The organism is Leptospira kmetyi serovar Malaysia str. Bejo-Iso9 (assembly GCF_000243735.2).
GTDB lineage: Bacteria > Spirochaetota > Leptospiria > Leptospirales > Leptospiraceae > Leptospira > Leptospira kmetyi.
The window spans coordinates 976478-993218 of the sequence record NZ_AHMP02000003.1 but is presented as its reverse complement, the minus strand read 5'-3'; the positions used below and the strand labels follow the sequence as shown (position 1 = coordinate 993218).

The 16741-nt window shown below is 39.2% G+C and carries 15 protein-coding genes and 3 pseudogenes; 8 read left to right on the top strand and 10 right to left on the bottom strand.

From position 1 onward, the window contains the following. The 3 genes from LEP1GSC052_RS07000 to LEP1GSC052_RS06990 all read right to left on the bottom strand — a co-directional run bounded on the left by LEP1GSC052_RS07000 (position 1) and on the right by LEP1GSC052_RS06990 (position 2300). Positions 1 to 498: a hypothetical protein gene (locus LEP1GSC052_RS07000; RefSeq protein ID WP_010575089.1), complete on the bottom strand. Its 498-nt coding sequence runs from the start codon at positions 496 to 498 to the stop codon at positions 1 to 3. Beyond that, positions 495 to 1451, bottom strand: coding sequence for an alpha/beta fold hydrolase (locus LEP1GSC052_RS06995; protein ID WP_020985739.1), 957 nt, complete (start codon positions 1449 to 1451; stop codon positions 495 to 497). The genes LEP1GSC052_RS07000 and LEP1GSC052_RS06995 overlap by 4 nt, the downstream gene beginning before the upstream one ends. Before the next feature lie 87 nt (positions 1452 to 1538). Continuing rightward, complete coding sequence (locus tag LEP1GSC052_RS06990) at positions 1539 to 2300, bottom strand: DUF1554 domain-containing protein (RefSeq protein WP_010575087.1); 762 nt, start codon at positions 2298 to 2300, stop codon at positions 1539 to 1541. 352 nt (positions 2301 to 2652) lie between these two features. On the opposite strand from LEP1GSC052_RS06990, the pseudogene LEP1GSC052_RS21650 reads away from it, so the two are divergent. The 4 genes and pseudogenes from LEP1GSC052_RS21650 to LEP1GSC052_RS21645 all read left to right on the top strand — a co-directional run. Then, positions 2653 to 3039: pseudogene (locus LEP1GSC052_RS21650) on the top strand (transposase); the annotation flags it as partial. A 4-nt stretch (positions 3040 to 3043) separates the two neighbouring features. After that, the gene (locus LEP1GSC052_RS06985) at positions 3044 to 4261 is read left to right on the top strand and encodes a transposase (RefSeq protein ID WP_425268408.1); all 1218 of its coding nucleotides are present in this window, start codon (positions 3044 to 3046) and stop codon (positions 4259 to 4261) included. A gap of 437 nt (positions 4262 to 4698) precedes the next feature. After that, a pseudogene (locus LEP1GSC052_RS20685) lies at positions 4699 to 5013 on the top strand (HNH endonuclease); the annotation flags it as partial. A 91-nt stretch (positions 5014 to 5104) separates the two neighbouring features. Continuing rightward, a pseudogene (locus LEP1GSC052_RS21645) lies at positions 5105 to 5652 on the top strand (hypothetical protein). A gap of 201 nt (positions 5653 to 5853) precedes the next feature. Here LEP1GSC052_RS21645 and LEP1GSC052_RS06970 read toward each other — a convergent pair. The 4 genes from LEP1GSC052_RS06970 to LEP1GSC052_RS06950 all read right to left on the bottom strand — a co-directional run bounded on the left by LEP1GSC052_RS06970 (position 5854) and on the right by LEP1GSC052_RS06950 (position 11488). Further along, entirely contained in the window at positions 5854 to 8835 is a 2982-nt protein-coding gene (locus LEP1GSC052_RS06970; RefSeq protein ID WP_020986270.1) for an STAND family AAA ATPase, read from the bottom strand. A 96-nt stretch (positions 8836 to 8931) separates the two neighbouring features. Continuing rightward, the gene (locus LEP1GSC052_RS21640; protein ID WP_020986085.1) at positions 8932 to 10305 is read right to left on the bottom strand and encodes an LIC10707 family hydrolase; all 1374 of its coding nucleotides are present in this window, start codon (positions 10303 to 10305) and stop codon (positions 8932 to 8934) included. Further along, a complete protein-coding gene (locus LEP1GSC052_RS06955) occupies positions 10302 to 10835 on the bottom strand; it encodes a hypothetical protein (RefSeq protein WP_010575081.1) in 534 nt (177 codons plus the stop codon). Before LEP1GSC052_RS06955 ends, LEP1GSC052_RS21640 begins: the two co-directional genes overlap by 4 nt. Then, positions 10832 to 11488, bottom strand: a complete 657-nt coding sequence (locus LEP1GSC052_RS06950; RefSeq protein ID WP_010575080.1) for a hypothetical protein — start codon at positions 11486 to 11488, stop codon at positions 10832 to 10834. The genes LEP1GSC052_RS06955 and LEP1GSC052_RS06950 overlap by 4 nt, the downstream gene beginning before the upstream one ends. Before the next feature lie 396 nt (positions 11489 to 11884). Here LEP1GSC052_RS06950 and LEP1GSC052_RS21635 point away from each other — a divergent pair, with 396 nt between their 5' ends. The 3 genes from LEP1GSC052_RS21635 to LEP1GSC052_RS06940 are packed head-to-tail and all read left to right on the top strand — an operon-like array spanning position 11885 to position 13273. Then, a complete protein-coding gene (locus LEP1GSC052_RS21635; protein ID WP_010575079.1) occupies positions 11885 to 12439 on the top strand; it encodes a hypothetical protein in 555 nt (184 codons plus the stop codon). Positions 12440 to 12457: 18 nt separating this feature from the next. Then, complete coding sequence (locus LEP1GSC052_RS21630) at positions 12458 to 13018, top strand: hypothetical protein (protein ID WP_240631049.1); 561 nt, start codon at positions 12458 to 12460, stop codon at positions 13016 to 13018. A gap of 45 nt (positions 13019 to 13063) precedes the next feature. Beyond that, positions 13064 to 13273, top strand: a complete 210-nt coding sequence (locus LEP1GSC052_RS06940; protein ID WP_341853240.1) for a helix-turn-helix domain-containing protein — start codon at positions 13064 to 13066, stop codon at positions 13271 to 13273. 123 nt (positions 13274 to 13396) lie between these two features. On the opposite strand, the gene LEP1GSC052_RS06935 is transcribed toward LEP1GSC052_RS06940, so the two are convergent. After that, complete coding sequence (locus LEP1GSC052_RS06935) at positions 13397 to 13687, bottom strand: DUF3892 domain-containing protein (RefSeq protein WP_010575076.1); 291 nt, start codon at positions 13685 to 13687, stop codon at positions 13397 to 13399. A 146-nt stretch (positions 13688 to 13833) separates the two neighbouring features. Between LEP1GSC052_RS06935 and LEP1GSC052_RS06930 the strand changes: the two genes are divergently transcribed. After that, positions 13834 to 15249: a transposase gene (locus LEP1GSC052_RS06930; protein WP_020986316.1), complete on the top strand. Its 1416-nt coding sequence runs from the start codon at positions 13834 to 13836 to the stop codon at positions 15247 to 15249. Here LEP1GSC052_RS06930 and LEP1GSC052_RS06925 read toward each other — a convergent pair. Beyond that, the gene (locus LEP1GSC052_RS06925) at positions 15217 to 16080 is read right to left on the bottom strand and encodes a flagellar hook-basal body protein (protein ID WP_010575074.1); all 864 of its coding nucleotides are present in this window, start codon (positions 16078 to 16080) and stop codon (positions 15217 to 15219) included. The genes LEP1GSC052_RS06930 and LEP1GSC052_RS06925 overlap by 33 nt on opposite strands. Before the next feature lie 168 nt (positions 16081 to 16248). Continuing rightward, a complete protein-coding gene (locus tag LEP1GSC052_RS06920; RefSeq protein ID WP_010575073.1) occupies positions 16249 to 16680 on the bottom strand; it encodes a tautomerase family protein in 432 nt (143 codons plus the stop codon). Positions 16681 to 16741 lie beyond the last annotated feature (61 nt).

The window sequence follows — 16741 nt, the reverse complement described above, 5'->3', positions numbered from 1 at the left end:
TTACTTCCTAAATTCTAAACGAATGGATGTAGGCGGATCATTCGGGTCAAAGTGAAATTTCGCCTTATAGAGACCGTCTTTTCGCATCAGTGAAATGGAATATTCTTTTTTTATGTTTTCAATTTCCGTAAAATAAAAACGGATTCCCTTCGTTTCCGTTTCCTGCATCGGTCGTTCGTCGATTTTCGGGAAGTCGACTACGAGCGGCGCTCTGCCAAAACCTTTGTTTTCTTTTCCGTCTAAAATTTCGCTGATTTCACGGTAGAACGTAAATCGAAGATGAATTCTTTCCCTTTCTTTACGGATTTGAATTTCCGAAAAGAGAATGTTTGTTCTTTCCTCGTCGTTCTTGAGGAGGTTGCTACAGGATAAAAGGACCAGTGATAAAAACAAAAATACGAAGCCGGTCGAGGAAACCGGCTTTCTCAGTTTTGCGATTTGGGAGAACCGTCCATTCTTTTTAAGTTTAAAACGAGCGAGACGAAAAGCGCGGATCAACGGATAAATTCCACAACCGCCTTCAATGTTTCTTTCGGATCTTCTTCTTGTGGAATATGACCTAAATTTTCAAAAACGACGAGCTTGCTTCCTTGAATGTCTCTATGAAATTTTTCCGCGTTGATCGGAGGTTGTAGTTTGTCTTTTTTTCCCCAAAGGATCAACGTGGGAAGACGCAATTCAGAAATACGATTTTCGAATATTCCGGATTCTGAAACTAGTTGTTGCTGAAATTGTCCTAAAGCCTTTCTGTTGCCCGTTCTTAACGCGAGAAAAAAGAAACGGTCTACCAAAGCCTCGGTGACTTTCGAAGGATCGCCGTATGTATTCTTTACGCTCGATTCGACTAATCTTCTCGGAAGAATGTTTTGAAGGAGATTGCTTAAGCCCGGAATCCTCGCGATTCGAAACGCGATCGGAACGGAAACCGATTCCGTTTTGTAACCGCCCGAATCCAGAAGAATCAATTTTTGAAAACGTTCCGGTTGTTCGAGCGCTGTGCGCCAGGCCACGTTGCCTCCGAAAGAATTTCCCACGAGAATCGCACGTTTGATTTCAAGTCGATCGAGCAAAGCGATCATAAATTCCGTATAACGTTTCATGGAATAATCCTGATCCGGAGAAGGGCCCGTTAATCCGAAACCGGGCAGATCAAAACGAATCACTCTTCGAGAGGATTTGAGTTCGGTCGTCCACGCGTCCCAGGTATGAAGAGAAGAGCCTCCTCCGTGAATCAAGACGATCGGAACCGGATCGGATTTAGGGCCTTCGTCTCTGAGGTGAATATTCATTTCCTTGAATGTAAGGAAAGTGGAAGGCGGCGAAGCCCAGCGTTCTTTTAAATCCTCAACCGAACGATCGCCTTCCCAAGTGAAAACGATCGCGATAAAGAATAACGAAAAGAAGGAAATCAAAATTCCTAAAAGTATTTTTTTGATTTTTTGAAAGAACATCTTTTCTTCCTTTTTGTTTAAAAATTATTTCCTATTGTCTAAGAATAAGCCTTTGGAATTTCCGATTGCAATCGATCCAAGCGTCCATCATTGACGGACACAGTAGATTCCGTGCGTCGTATTGCACACTTGCGCGGAACTGTATCCGCGATCGATAAAGGTCGAGGAAAAGATTTGCGTCGGATCTCCTAGGGAACCGTAACTGGTTCCCGCGACGGTGCTCGTCCAATCAAAACAACTCCGAAACGATCCGGGAAGCCACGTTCCGACGAAGCTGGGAGTATCGATTCGAACTCCGGTGAACGTATACGTTCCTGGTGGTCTGGTTCCGTCCACGATGATCGCATTGCTCAGCGTGCCGCCGAACATTCCTTGAGAATCGGTCGTAAACACGAGCGCGCTATCGTTCGGATTTAAGGTGCTCTTTTTGATATTGAGATACTTTGTGTTCGGATACAAAACCCAATTGTGAGTCAGATCGCGAGTCCCGGATTCATCCATAAGCATCGCTTTGTATTCGCTCGGCGCTCCAAAAGAAGAAGGTAAAAGCGCGGCCGCATTCCGACAAAGAGTATCGGCTCCCGAAATTCCTCCCATGTTTCCATCGGTGAGAACCCCGGCTATATTATAGAGTTCGAATATATAACAAGGACCTTTTGTCGTACTGCAGGTCGGAGTAGTCGTTCCGGTTTGGGAAGAAGAATTTGCGACGCGGGAAGGTTCGATTAACGCGACCAAAGGATTTTTGAGCGCGTCAAAAGACATCCGTTCCGCTTCACTGCAGGAAAGAGTGAACAACAGAAGCGCGGAAATACTTACGGAAAATGGAATGGATTCTTTCTGTATCATTTTCGTTTTGCCCTAAGGCTCCATGAATTAAAACAAGTTCAAAAATGATAATTCCGCAAAAAGCGATTATTTAGGAATTCGGAAACGCTCTTTGGAATAAACGCTACGTTTCGGAGAATGAAAGTTTAGGGCGAGAACCGGTTGGAAACAAGATATTTCCTTCGGGAGATCCGTTACGGGTAAAAAAAGCGTTCCGTCGTTGCTTAAAACGCGCTTCGTTTCTTTTGGAATCTGCGACTTCGGTTTAAAAAACCGAATGCTTCGATTGATCTATAAGGATTCTCCTTTTCTTCCAAAACGGAATCTTCCAAAAAGAATTCGAAAGCCCCGGCGGACGAATTCGATGTATTAATTTTTGTGGAACATTTTCAAAAATCACCGTTCAGTGAATTACTCGGCTCATTCTAAAGATGCTCGTTACAAATGGGCAAGAAATCGCTTCTCGAAGCTCGGTTGTCATTCACAAGTAGCCGAAGGAAATCACAGGCTCTTGAAATCAGCCTTTTCTTATTACTGTTACATCCGTCCTGAGAACTCTACTCGTTATCTGAATGAGTTTTCCTTTCTCAAGAATGCTCATGTGTTTGGGTTGGATGTGATTTGTGAGAATGAAAGTGTGCTTGCTGGGGAAGTTGATGAGGGAAGAGGGGTAAGGTGGGGATCTCATCGGGGGAAAACCGGAGGCCATTCAAGGCCAGCGGTTTGTTTTCCACCGAAGGGATTACTAACGATTCCCTAGAACCATTGTTCAAAACCCTCACGTAAACGAAGGACAGAGCGCAGTTCAAGTTCGCAAACGAAGTAAGAAATCAGCCAGCAAATCCCCACCGAAAAAATACAAACACGCAGGAATCCAGATTCCATTTTTCGAACGGATTACAAAAAAGATTCTCGATGATTTCTACGCAAAGACGTGTGTGAATTGCGAAGATCAAATTCTTACCAAAGAAATTTCAACACGACCGGACGTCGTTCGTTGTCCGATTTGTAATTACCAAACGTCAAGACTCTCATACACACCGCTTCATCATTTCAAACTTCCGAAGTGGATGTTTGGCTACGTGTTCTACGAATCTCTCATCCAACATCCGAAAGTCATCACAACCGTAGAAATCTCCAAGCGTCTCTCCATCTCTTACAAAGGAGCCACACTTCTCAAAAGAAGATTTCAACTGTTCGCATCACAACAGCTTCCAAAGTACAAAGAGATTACTTTCAAAGCTCTTGAAGTAGAGTTCCGTGACTTCTCACTTCCAGCCGATGAGGACATCGATATTACGAGCAAAATGAAGCACCGGTCGTATATTTGCGCGGATACAGCCGTTTTGTATTCTGCATCCGAGCGAGCCAACAAAGGTCGAAAGAGATACCGTCATGGAGGAGCAACAGCATCGATCTATCTTTCAGAAAAACTTGGAGGACGTCAGGTTGGAACCTTAGTTCATACGATTGCAGTGAAGGGTGGTCCTGTATTCTTTCATTCTGTTCCAAATCAAAAAGCAAACACACTTGGACCGATCATTAAGGATCATCTTCCAATGAGAACGCCTCTCTTTACAGACCAAGGATATCAATGGCTTTGGGGAATTTACAAGAACCACAGATCTGTAAATCACTCTGCAAAATCAAAAGAGGGGAGATATCGATGGGCGAGGGATCGTTGGAGCAAGAATGGAGTTCATTCACAAGTAGCGGAAGGTAACCAGAGACTGCTGAAAACTTCGTTCGGTACTTATTGCTATCTAAGGCCGGAGAACTCGACGCTCTATTTAAACGAATTCTCGTTTCTCAAAAACGCCAGAGTTCTCGGTCTTGATATTATATCAGAGAATCAAGGTCTGTTGGGGAAAAGTTCGAGTAATTATGGACTCGAAAAATCCAATTTTGTTTCTGAAAACTGGCTTAAACAATCGATAAGAAATTACGTTTATATAGATGCAGAGCAATCAACAAAAGAGTAAGTAATCGCTCAATCAGGCCAATCTTTGATTAATTCTTCGTTCGATTTGCGAAAAGTGAAAGCGAGATTGTCAAAGGAGATGATTGCTCATAATGATTTTTGGATGAGTGGAAAGGGAACATATAAGCAAAGGAGCAAAGAGCTAAAGCACCAGAGACTTGCCTTTAAAATTTGGAATTTGATAAATGAGAACAAGGCTGATAAAAAGTACCGGACTGTTTCCGAGATTTGTTCAGAATTGAACACTCATAAAATTTCTGTAATGTTGATTTTAAGGAAATGGATTCGGTTAAAACTAATTGAACGGAGACGGATCGGTAAATCCTGCTACGATCGAACGATTGATTTCCATATTAAGTTGAGAGGTTCGATTCTTCCATATCTGTTATATACCAATTTTAAAAATAGAAAGCCTAAGAAGTTCTCGGAGAAATCTAAATGAAAAAGACGATCCGATCTAAAATGTATAGATTTCGTGCAGAGGATTTTTACAAGATTCTCAAGTTACAGAAGGGAAAATGTTTTTTAACCGGCAGAGAGGTATTCCCGGTAGACGCGCTCAATGAACATATTCTCCCTCTGCGTAAAGGTGGTGAGCATGAGTTTAAGAATATTTGCCTTGTGATTTCGCCATTAGCAAAATTGAAGCGATATTTTACGGAAGAAGAAATCATTCACATGGTTGCTGATATTATTAGCTTCAAGGGAATGAAATATGGATACAATATCGAAAAGTCAAAACGAAAACGAAAACGAAAACGAAAACGAAAACGAAAACGAAAACGAAAACGAAAACGAAAACGAAAACGAAAACGAAAACGAAAGTAGAATCTTTCCGCGCTGGTTGGCGCAGTCTTTGTCTCAAAATTTGAATTTGAAGCACGGATATTTTTTAAGAGAAAATAAAGAACAAATAGCGTGGATTTCTTGGGGGAAGGCGGCTGAGAATTCTTGTAAGAGTCTTTTAACGTATATGACCCAATTTAAATATAAAAAGATGGCAACTGATCCTCATTGGAAATTTCGAGCGATCTATTCAGCGAATCTGATTAATAAGATGATAAGAAATTTCTCTGGCAAGGGAGAGTCGAACTCGTTGTTAATTTCCTAAATCATTTTGCTCAAAAGGAAGAATTGTACGATCCTATTTCATCAATTCAACTAAGAATGATGCATTTAGAAGTGAATCGGCTAAATTGTTTTGTACGGGATTTGGATATATTAGATAGGCGTGTAAAGCCGAAAAATTGGGTTGCCGCTGCTCGAATGAATTATTTAAGAATGTTAAGGACTGATTTTAGGGCCCCCGAAAGAGAATTTACAGATTGGGATTTATGCTTTAAAAATAATAGGTCCAAGATGATAAAATATGAAATAATCTCTCGAGTGTAAAATTTTAATAAAATGTAAATAAAGTCTACTTTAGTTTGGAGTTCGATCGGTATAATGATAAATATTTAAGCGAACTCAAGAATAAAATTCAATTTCTGCCTTGATGTTTGGATAGTCAGATATATCCTCCCAATTAGATTTTTTTCGCAGGATTAATTTTCATTTCAAGAATTTGCGCCATCCTTTGAATCTCTTTTTTATCTACGTAATTAAAATATATATATATGATTTTACTCGCGCCTTAAGGATGAAAGTGGCTACAAAGTTTCCTTCGAATTGGTCTTTTAATTGTTGGACATCTTTGCTTGAAACTTTATTGAAATACGAATTAATGCTGAAGGAAACTAGTTTAGCGGCTGGGGTGCCAATTCGTTTTGCAACATCATCATAAATCTCCCTAAAATCTTTTATTCCTGCAGAATGAATGAGTTTTGAGAAAATAGAAAGGCATGTGCCTAGCGTCATTAAATTAAAAGCAATCTTTATTTTCTTAATTACTTCCTCATCATTAAGTCCTTTTTCTAACATCCATGGATGGTCTTTGTATTTTGCTTTGTAATCGTTTTGAATTTTTTCTTTTATTTCTTCAGTTAAACTTTCTTTTTCATTGGAAATAATTTCTCCAAATGAGGATGCCATTCGAAAGCCAGTTAAATAAAGTTCGGAAATTATATCAACGATCTCCGATTTTGGTAGTGAACCTCTTCTGTTTCTTACTATTTGACCTACTATGTCAATTGAACGATAAGCTTGAACAAACGGATAAAGAAACTCATTGATTTCCTCTGAGCCTGATTTGCTTTCTCCTTGAGCTTTTTCTAATTTTCTTATTTCTTTATCATGACTCACTAACGCTTTTTCACGTTCGAGCAATGGTTTATTTCTATTTTCTTCAATGATGTCGTTGGTGATTGCTGAAGCAATTTCATTTATTTGTTTATATAGATGACATTCTTTATTTAGCGAGATGGGTAAAATATTGCTAAACGGTATCATTGCTGATAACAGAGATTCTTGGATAAATGCTACGTCTTGAGAATGGTGTGTTATAAAAACAAGGATATTTGCATTTACTTCTAAGTGTAATGACTCGAATAATTTTTGTATTATTACTTTGCCTTCATCTTTATTAATAATTTTTGCTATATAATGGGCTACTAAATAGTAGAATATGTATTTGTAAGAAAATTCAAATGAAGAATTTTCGTTTTTTAGAATTTGGGATTCTAACAGCTTTTCCGTCATTTTTTTAGGGTCGGGAAGGACCCATTTCTTGCTATATTCAACTTGGAATTCTATATACTCAATTTCATTTATCCTAAAGTCTTCTGAATTGAAAATTTTGAACGATAACTCTGTTAGAAAATTTAGATAGATGCTAAAATCGTCATTATTGACTTTTGCTTTGTTGACTAAAGCCATTGTAATTAATGCTTGGTAGCAATGAGCAAAGGAAGTTTCTTTTAAATCAAAAGAGTTTTTTTCAAGAGATTGAATTATCGAAAGTAAGAAAACAGGATAAGAAGGTAGGATCTGATTGCCTAATAGAGCTCCTATCTGGTCAAACGTATGTTTGATTTTGCTGAGTAATTCCTGGTCTTCAGCTATGGGTAGATTTTCCTTTAATCGGAAATATCGTTCAATTAGATCATTGGTTTTCTTGAAACCGAATGCTTTAATTTTGAAACAAGTAAAACTGCTGAATTCTGAGTGCAGGAGGGGTAAGATGCTATTAGCTGCATCAACGGTTACGATGACTTTAGAAAAATTTTCGGTTAGGATCGTAAGTAGATTTCTTTTGGATTCATGATCAAACTTAAGACGGTGAAGATTGTCTATGAAAATTACTTTTTTGCTGCGTGGTAACTGAAGATATTTATCATATTCGGTCGGTTGTGAATCATAAACTTTTTCAAAAGATGTCTTTGTTATTCTTTCGTGCTTTAGGTTGGTTATTTCTGATCCATCAATATATAAAGGGTAGTAGCCTCTTTCATACAATTTCAGAAATTGCATATGGAGCAAGGATGTTTTGCCGACTTGGCTTTCTCCTTCTAAAATCGAAAAGCTAAATTCTTCCTCGTCAAGGAATTTTAGTGAATCTATATATTCATCTAAAGAGTTGTTTTCTACTCCAGTCCGCTCTAGGTCAGGAAAGATGTAGAGATCTGATAGATTTAATTTATCGCCATTGAGTATCAAAGGAATCTTGATATCTTCAATCGCGCGTTTATGGTTTTCATTTAATTGAATGTCTCTATTTTTCTTTATAGAGTAACGAAAGGTTTTAGTGTTTTCTGATATGAAAATATTTTCTTTCCAGAAATATCTGCTAAGAGTGGCCTCTCGAATTTCTAAGTTCACTTCTAAGATATTAAAGCCGCAACTGCCAGGGTTATCTTTTAAATTAAAATTTTGACCGGAAATATAAACTGACGAATTTGAATTGTCTAAATCCTCGCGATTGCCTAAAGACATAACGTGTTCATGGCCACTGAATTGGATTCCGGATATAGAATCTAAGAAAGATTGTAGTTCTCGTTGGTTGCTCTTTTCTGTCTTTGGAGTGAACCAGTTTACAGGATGATGATAAACGCTGATATCTAAATGGTCTTTTGAGTTTTCTACATTAAACTTTTTAACAGGGAAGAACAGAGTTCCGGGTACTTCTTTAAAGTTTGACATCCACGCAGTATTGAGGCAGTGAAAACAAACTGTATATGATTCTATTTTCTCCTGTATTTTGAAGTAGAGTTTGTTTTCTGGAATTGGACGATAGTTCGAGTAGAATTTCCAAAAATCATCCTGAACTGTTAAAGCCAAATCAATTACAGTATTGTCTGTGCCTAACGTTTGATAATTTATATTCGAAATTATGTTCATTCGGACTTGTGAATCTTTTTCTAAATTACAATCATGATTTCCCGGTACGAGAATATACCGAAGTTCCACGCTTTTTTTTGCGTGCATAATAGCAATAGACATGTTTTCTATGAAAGTCTTTGCTAAATCATATTCTTTTGCAGAACCTCTGTTCGCGATATCTCCTGAAATGATTAAAAAAATGATTTTACATGTTGGTAAGTTACTTGAGAGTATATTTGCGATCCCATTAATTTTATTTGATACATCTGTTTCCGGAGAAAAATGAATATCTGTTAAATGTAAAATTCCAATGTTCATAAATTTTGTTTTCGAATTTTCCTAAGGTTAGATTTTAATCGCGTTTTTCAAGATATAAATGTTTTAAGTTCTTTACGTAATTTCGAACGCAAAATTTTACAAATGACAAATCCCAAACAAGAAGCAAAGCATAATTAAATCCCAGTCGCTTAAAGGTCCAGGCTCAGTTCTCCCTGTATTCTCGCCTCCGTTATCTGTTGGCGGAGGTGGTGGAGGTGTTACGGGGGGAGATTTCGGAAGATGCCAGCCCAGGCTTTTAATCTTTGAAGAAACATGATATCCCCAAACTGTAAGTCCAATTGCATTCGGATGAACGAGGTCTCCCATCAAGGCGTCATTCGCTACCCAAGGTTCGAGAGTCGCTGGATGAACAAACGCTTCCCAGAGACGTAAATACTCCAATGTTAATCCTTGAGCTTGAAAGTAAGGCTTTCTCCTCGCTTGAATCTCAGGATATGCGCTTTCTTGAATGCCCATAAGAAAAGAAGGAAATGTCGCGGGAGCGGCTTGATTTGCCGCGAGCCAGCAGAAATAAGCAGGCACAGGGCCATTTGTCGGAATCTCTGAGCCGAAACATGTATTACCTTGATATGGGTTTAAATTGTAGCCGACTCCAGCAATAACAGCACCAGTAAGTAAATCTGTGAAAGCTGTAACTGCTCCATACGCCATCAAAGCATTACTCAGGATCGGTTTCATTTCTGTAAGAGTACTCTTAAAGTTGGTCATATCTGTAATCGAATAACCTTGAAGAATCGCCTGATACTTGAAGTTAAACGCTTTAAAGGCAAAACCATTGTCGTTAGGTAAGCCTCTTTGAGCTGACCAACTGATTGCGGGATAATTTCCGATGATTAGAACATTCTTCCGAATTTTGTAAAAGCGCGTAATCGATCTTTCAATATTGTTTAAAGCTCGATTTACATATTCTTGGGAATGCCAAGGTACTAAAACGAGCATCAATAAATTTTGCAGATAATCGTTTCCCCCAATCTCGAACGCAACGTTGGGTGCAATTTTGTAACTCGATATATTATCCAAACAAGTGTTCAAATGCGTAAGCATTGCATCTGAATTATCTCCACCGTGTCCGAAATTCTGTATGTTCCAAGATGAATCTGTTCCCAAATAGAAATCTAAACTTGAGACTCCGTAAAAAAGTCCCAAGGAAAATTGTTTTCCTGGATAGTTTCCATTGGTGAGAGTCGGTAAATAATAGAGGGCCGGGTTGTAGTCTTTAGGAATTGCATTGGCAAAATCAATCCGACTATCTCCAAAAAAAGTCACCGTTGTTTTAGAGTAATATAATGGATTTGAAGGATCAGGTGAGGATTGTGAGGGGGGCGAAAAATAACCGGTCGTATTACAAAAGATAGGTGAATTAGGGTTGGTTTCAGGAATGCCACTAAAGGGTTGAGCAGAAAGAGATGTAAAAGAAAAGATTAGAAACAAAAGAAAACCTTTCTTCATGGTAAGACCTCAAGCTGAACAGTTGCGCAAGGAGTATTGGGATATTGATTTGTCGAAGCAGAGAGGAGGACTATCACCCTTTGGTTCGAGAATGATGTGATCTGGCAAGTCTGGGCTCCTCCTGATACGTAATTTTTATATGTACCAGAATTGCAAGTTACGATACTGTCATTTGCAAAGGCATTTGGTCTTTGACAATTATTGATGATGATTTGAGCGCCGCAGTTCGGATAATCAGGTGAGAGTGTGAATTTGTATTTAAACCCTGATGCTCCAGTCGTGAATCGATACTTTGTTCCGAAACTGCTTTCGGTAACGGGAGTATTCACTGTTAACGAAGTGGATAGATTATTATTATCGCAGGCGTTGTCATAGGATCCCGATGTTGAAAGTAAATTTTCAAACCAAATAGCCAGAAAACCTTCTTTGTTCACCCCCCCCTTATTCTTATTCGGATCTTCACATGAAGACACTATTAAAAGCAGGACTGCAAATAAGCAAAATTTAATAATCGTTGTTCTCTTTTTCACTTTGAAATTCCTCTTTGAGCTACTTCATCAATGGCGGCTTTTCTCAAATTTACTAACCAAGTCAAATTCTTCTCAATAATTTCTTTTTCCTGCGGAGGAAGTTCTGCTAAATAATCTTGAAGATACGAATATACGAAAATGCCTAAGTATGAGTTTGATCTCAAGTTGTTGAGTTGTAAAGTTGAAAGCTTGGGAATATCCGTTAAAGCACTTTCATAGAAGGTATTCATTTGAGTAATTTTTGCTTCGTATCGCGTCTTTAACTCTTCCGAAGTAAGTGTTTTTTCGGGTAAAGGGGTTCCATTAGCCCAAGCCTGAGCTTCCGCATCCATTTGAGCGGGGGTTAAGTTCACGTATTTATTGAGAGAGGAGAAATCTGTTGTAGTCTTTTGAAGTGCTTCAGGCGTTAAGAGGTCTTGCTCTTCTAAGCTCTTTTCAAATTCAATTGAGGTTTGTATTTCTACTTCGCTCGGGAGATACTTCGCATTCGGATCAAATGGAGTCGAATTAGATGGTGACGGGTTTGAACTTGGGTTTCGGATACCTAATAGTAAAGGTGTGATTTTTTGCGTTATCTCTTTTTTACGAGCTTTAGGATCTGGAGTAGCGAATTCTCCGCAATTCAGATAGAAGAGAAATAAAGCAAATATCATTGAAGAACAGAGCCTTCTGTTCGAATTCAGCATTTTGCACCAGCCATTTAAAAAGTGTATTTCAAGGTAAAAATCTGACCCAAATGTGTCAAATTGTTTGTCTTAAAAAAGTATTTGTTTGTTTTAATGGAAAAGTAATGAATTTTGAAACCAAAATTCTAATCAGAGAATGGGTAGAAATAGCGCGAACTTATTATCCGCTTTCGGACTGATTGGGTCATAAGGGCTTCCGATGTGTTGGCAGGCTTTATGGATAAAAGGAATAGGGTTCGTTTTCTTTTCTATTATGATCGATACGAAAATGGTACGGATTAAGAATTCTGTTTAGGGTTATATTTAGTAGTCATTTTCTCAATTATGCTTTAAGCAAATTTTTACTGACGGAACTTTCCTTATATGTACATGAATATATACAATTTTGAGCATGGATTCAAAAATCCAAAGGAGATCCGCGTCGGATCTTATATCTTCAAGATTGACCAATCGCATTGTAATGCCACTACAAAGCTAGCTATACCTCCTCGTACTGAATTTGCAGTCGGTTGGGGTAAAATTAAAAGTCGGAGCATTAAAAAAATTCGACCGAGTTGGCAAATAACAGCGCACCTTCATTATTTTGAGCCATCTAAACCACCTTTGTTTTACAAAAATACGAATTCCTTTAATGAACTTGATGATCTTTGTCTTTTAGCATCCTTTCTCACGGGACGCAGGGTTTGTACGCGTCGTTCTATTCATCGAGTTCATCCTGGAAAATTTGGAAAACCATTGGTACGTCCGATTCAGTTATTTTCTGCATTAGAGAAATCAATTGAGTATAAGGAGGGTATTAAAAACTCCAATTCAATTACTGCCTTGCATAATCTTATATCGGCGCAAGGAGCTAATGAAGTTACTGAAGCTGGAGTGTATGTTTTCAGTGCAATCAACTCTCTGTATGAAGAATGTTAGGAAAAAAATAAATCTAATTTGATTTCGAAATCTAGAATTAAAACCCTTCGTATGAATGTGTATAATAAGTTATCTGTTCAAATTATTCAAAAATTTAGAATTGCATTGCTTAATGCTTCAAGAGATGCGGATATTCATCCTTCGTTCGCTGAAGATTTAACTTACTCTTTGCTTTCAGGACTTAAGATTTCAGCAATGATGAAAATTCAATTCTTTCTAAAATCTTTAGACCTTTTTCCTGCAGAACCTAATCAAATTGAATTGGATAGGTTGCGATGGTTAAACCAAGTTCGAAATTCGTTGTTTCATACTGGAACTATTCCGAAGGCTAGTAAAATCATTCCGGAACAGGCAATTTTTCGATTATCACTTGTTTCAATATTCGTACAAATGGATATAGTTCGTGTTGCGTTAGCGAAAAAACTTGAGTTAAGGACAATGGAACTGCAATCTATTGTGTTTGAAATTAAGAATTTCTTTATTCAAGGTACTTATAATGGTCAGCGCGTTTTTGATGAAACTATCAGCGAATATTTAGACAGGATCAGTCTGCAATGGGAAGAGGAAGGGTTCCTTTGAACTTCCGTTTTCTTCTGAAAAAGCGTTAGCGAAAGGTTTAAAGCAATTAGAATAGAAAAGAAATTGAGCCAGGAATGGGTATCCGGAATTGAGATGTCTGTTCGTTCTTATCAAAAAATAGAATCGGGGGAAAGTGCCCCAAGTTTAGAAAGTCTATTCATCATATCGAAAGCATTTGAAATGCATCCTAAAGATTTATTAAATGTCCAAATCAAATTGGAGGATAAAAGTAAAAAGAGAAAGAACACGATATAGCGGAAAGTTGTTTTAAGTATATCGTGACAAATAAAATAATAAAATTGAAGCCCGCATTGCAGTCGGATGTGGTTCTGCTTTCTTTTTATTAAAGTTATTTTTGAATCATTTCTATTCAAAATGTTATGGTGGACATGCGGGCAAGCTAAGTAAATTGTTGGGTTGTTCTCCATCATTTTCAGTTTTGAGATATTTTATTCCGGTTGCACTTGTAGAGAAAATAACTCGGGCTTTCTTTCCATTTGCGAATGTAAAAAAAGTCCATTTTCCAGATTCAATTCCTTCAATTGCCATTACTTCAGTAATCTTCCATCTTGAACCATCGTTATTTGTACCGCCAATATGAGTTATTCTTTCATGTGCGTTTGATTTATTGCTTTTTACAATACATTTTACTTGATGTTCCTCTGCCATTGGTGAGTCCTATACTCGGTATATGGCCATAGTAGAATATATGCAAATTCGAATATACTAAAATTTAGTAAACAATTGTGTTATCTGTTTCTAAAAATTCATTGTTTTTAAATCTGGTACAGTTCTGCTTCGATCTTAATAAATTTATGAATTTAGCTCTGCAAACTCCAAATTACTATTCTCCCAATCCTTCCGACAGGAACGGAAGAACTTGGTCTGATATTTACCTATCTCTTCAGTGTAAAGACAACCGTGACCACAAACTCACCTTAGTTCCCGAACCTAAGCCACTAAGTAAGCAGACTAAAATGAAGATCGCTCAGGATCTGAGTTTTAGTACCGCAAAAATTTCCACACCCTCAGCACCTACCAAGTCATCACGTCCTAAATCTCTAACGTCAGCACAACTCAAAGAGAAACGCAAGAACCCAGCAATCAACATCGACTTCTTTACAAACCTCACTAAGAAGATCCTGAATGATTTCTACCCAAAGTATTGCCCTAACTGCCCAGGCAAACTGCTGACTAAAGAGATCTCAACTCAACCTGAATTGATCCGGTGTGAGAAGTGTAGATATCTTACTTCCAGAATCAGCTATACGATTTTACACCACATGAAACTCCCGCTTTGGATGTTTGGATATGTCTTCTACGAAAGTATGATTCAGCATCCGAAAGTCCTGACTTCAACTGAGATCAGTAAACGACTGAGGATTTCATACAAGGGGGCGGCAACCTTGAAGAGGAGATTTCAAATCTTTGCTTCTCAGCAACTTCCTAAATATCAGAAACTGACCTTTGATGCACTCGACAGAGAGTTCAAAGACTTCTCCTTACCACCTGATGAAGATACTGATATTACTGAAATCATGGAAAATCGTCCATACGTCTGTGCTGATACAGTAGTTTTGTATTCAGCAAGTCAGAGGGCTAACCAGGGTAGGAGACGCTATCGCCACTCTGGTTCTACATCATCCATTTACCTTTCGGAGAAACTTGGAGGACGGCAGGTTGGAACCTTAGTTCATACAATTGCAGTGAAGGATGGTCCCGTGTTCTTTCACTCAGTCCCGAATCAAAAAGCAAACACTCTTGGTCCACTTATTAAGAATCATCTTCCTTTGCAAACTCCCTTAATGACTGATGAAGGTTATCCTTGGCTTTGGGGCATCTACAAAAATCACCGAAGCGTGAATCACTCGGCTCATTCTAAAGATGCTCGTTACAAATGGGCAAGAAATCGCTTCAGTAAAAATGGATGTCACAACCAAGTGGCAGAGGCAAATCACAGAGTTTTGAAATCTGCTTTTTCTTCTTACTGTTACATACGTCCTGAGAACTCTACTCGTTACTTGAATGAGTTTTCCTTTCTCAAGAATGCTCATGTGTTTGGGTTGGATGTGATTTGTGAGAATGGAGAGATGCTTGCTGGGGAGGTTGATGAGGGAAGAGGGTGGGGTAGATTATCCTTTGATTCCGATCCCAGAGGGCCGTCAGGTCCAGCAGTTGGGATCGGAAGGAAGAAATTACTAACGCAACACTTCGTTTATCAATTTTCCTAAAAGAGAATCCTGTGTTTGAACCGTCTTTTGGTTCGCTTCATAAGAACGGTTGACTTCGATCATCTCGACCATTTCCGTAACGACGCTTACGTTAGACGCTTCTAAATAACCTTGTAACACAGAAGGTTCGTCCTTGAGATCAAAAGGAACTGGTTCGCCGGATTCTGGAGTATCGGCGTAAAAAGAATCGCCTTCCTTATCCAAATGTCTTGGGTTTTCAACGGTGCGGATCTTAATTCGATCCAAAAGAACCGGGGTTTCAAAACGGTTCTTGTCCAAGGAAGTTCCGTTCATCGGATCGTTGCCGATTTCACCGTTGATCCAGACCTCTCCGTTCTCTTTGATTAAAAAATTTCCTCTTGCTACTCGGATCGGACCGTTCTCACCCATCAAAGGAAAACCTTGAGGAGTCACGAGATAGCCGTTCGTATCCATGACGAAGGCGCCGCTTCTGGAAAGTCTTTCGCCTCGGTTGGTCATAACGCTGAAGAATGCGGGATGTTCGTTACCGGGTTTGTCTTGAAGCATAAGATCGAAAGGGTTTTCGGTTTTTTTGACCGCGCCTTGTTCAAAACGAGTGTAGACTTCGTTGACCTCTCCGCCTAACCCGAGTTTGCCGACTACCGGAGCCGTATCGAAGGAACCCATCGGAACCTTGCCGACGCCGTCCTCGTCGAAACGATGGAGCAGGAGTTCCGGAAACGTTTTGAAAACGGTGGTGTCTCTTTTAAACGCGGTCTTATCGACGTTGGCAAGATTGTTGGAAATCACGTCCATGCGGGTTTGTTGAATAATCATCCCGTTGGCGCCTGTGTACATTCCTCTGAGCATAGTGGTTCTCCTGATCCTTTAAAAGGATCGGAGAATTTTCGGAATCCCATAACGATTTTGAAGACATAAAATCGAAAAGAGAGAATCTCTTCTCAGCGCAAATCCCGTTTTTTCGCGGAAGAAATGCGCGAGCAGAAAAGAAAAAATCCTTACCTAAAGACGGGCCGATTACGAGCTTTTGGCTCTGCTTGCGAGCGCTGCGAATTCTTCACGACCGAACGCGGTTCCTGCAATTCCCCAACCGCCTTCCGCCGCTTCCGAAAGGAGCACCCAGGTTCTCGCCTTTAAACTCGGATCTCCCGAAATTTTGGATACGATGTCCGTCGCTTCCTGCACGAAACGTTTTTGACCTTCTCGATTCAAAGCTCCGGGAGGAGTCAAAACCTGAACTCGAACCGTTTTCGCTTCGGCCGTGGCGGCGGTTTGAACCGTAGGAGGTTCCATTTTATGAATGTAAACCGCGGTGTTGTTCAAATGTGCGGGGCCTGGGTTGGGGACTCCCTCCGCGCGAAGAATTGCGAGCGTTAACTCCTCACCGAGTTGACGTTCGGAACTTGCCGGAAAAAGGTTATCTGCGGCGTAGACGTCTATCATGGGCATATAGAAACTCCTGGATTCAAATTTAGATGACGATCGTCATCTAAAAAGAAAACGTCTCGGA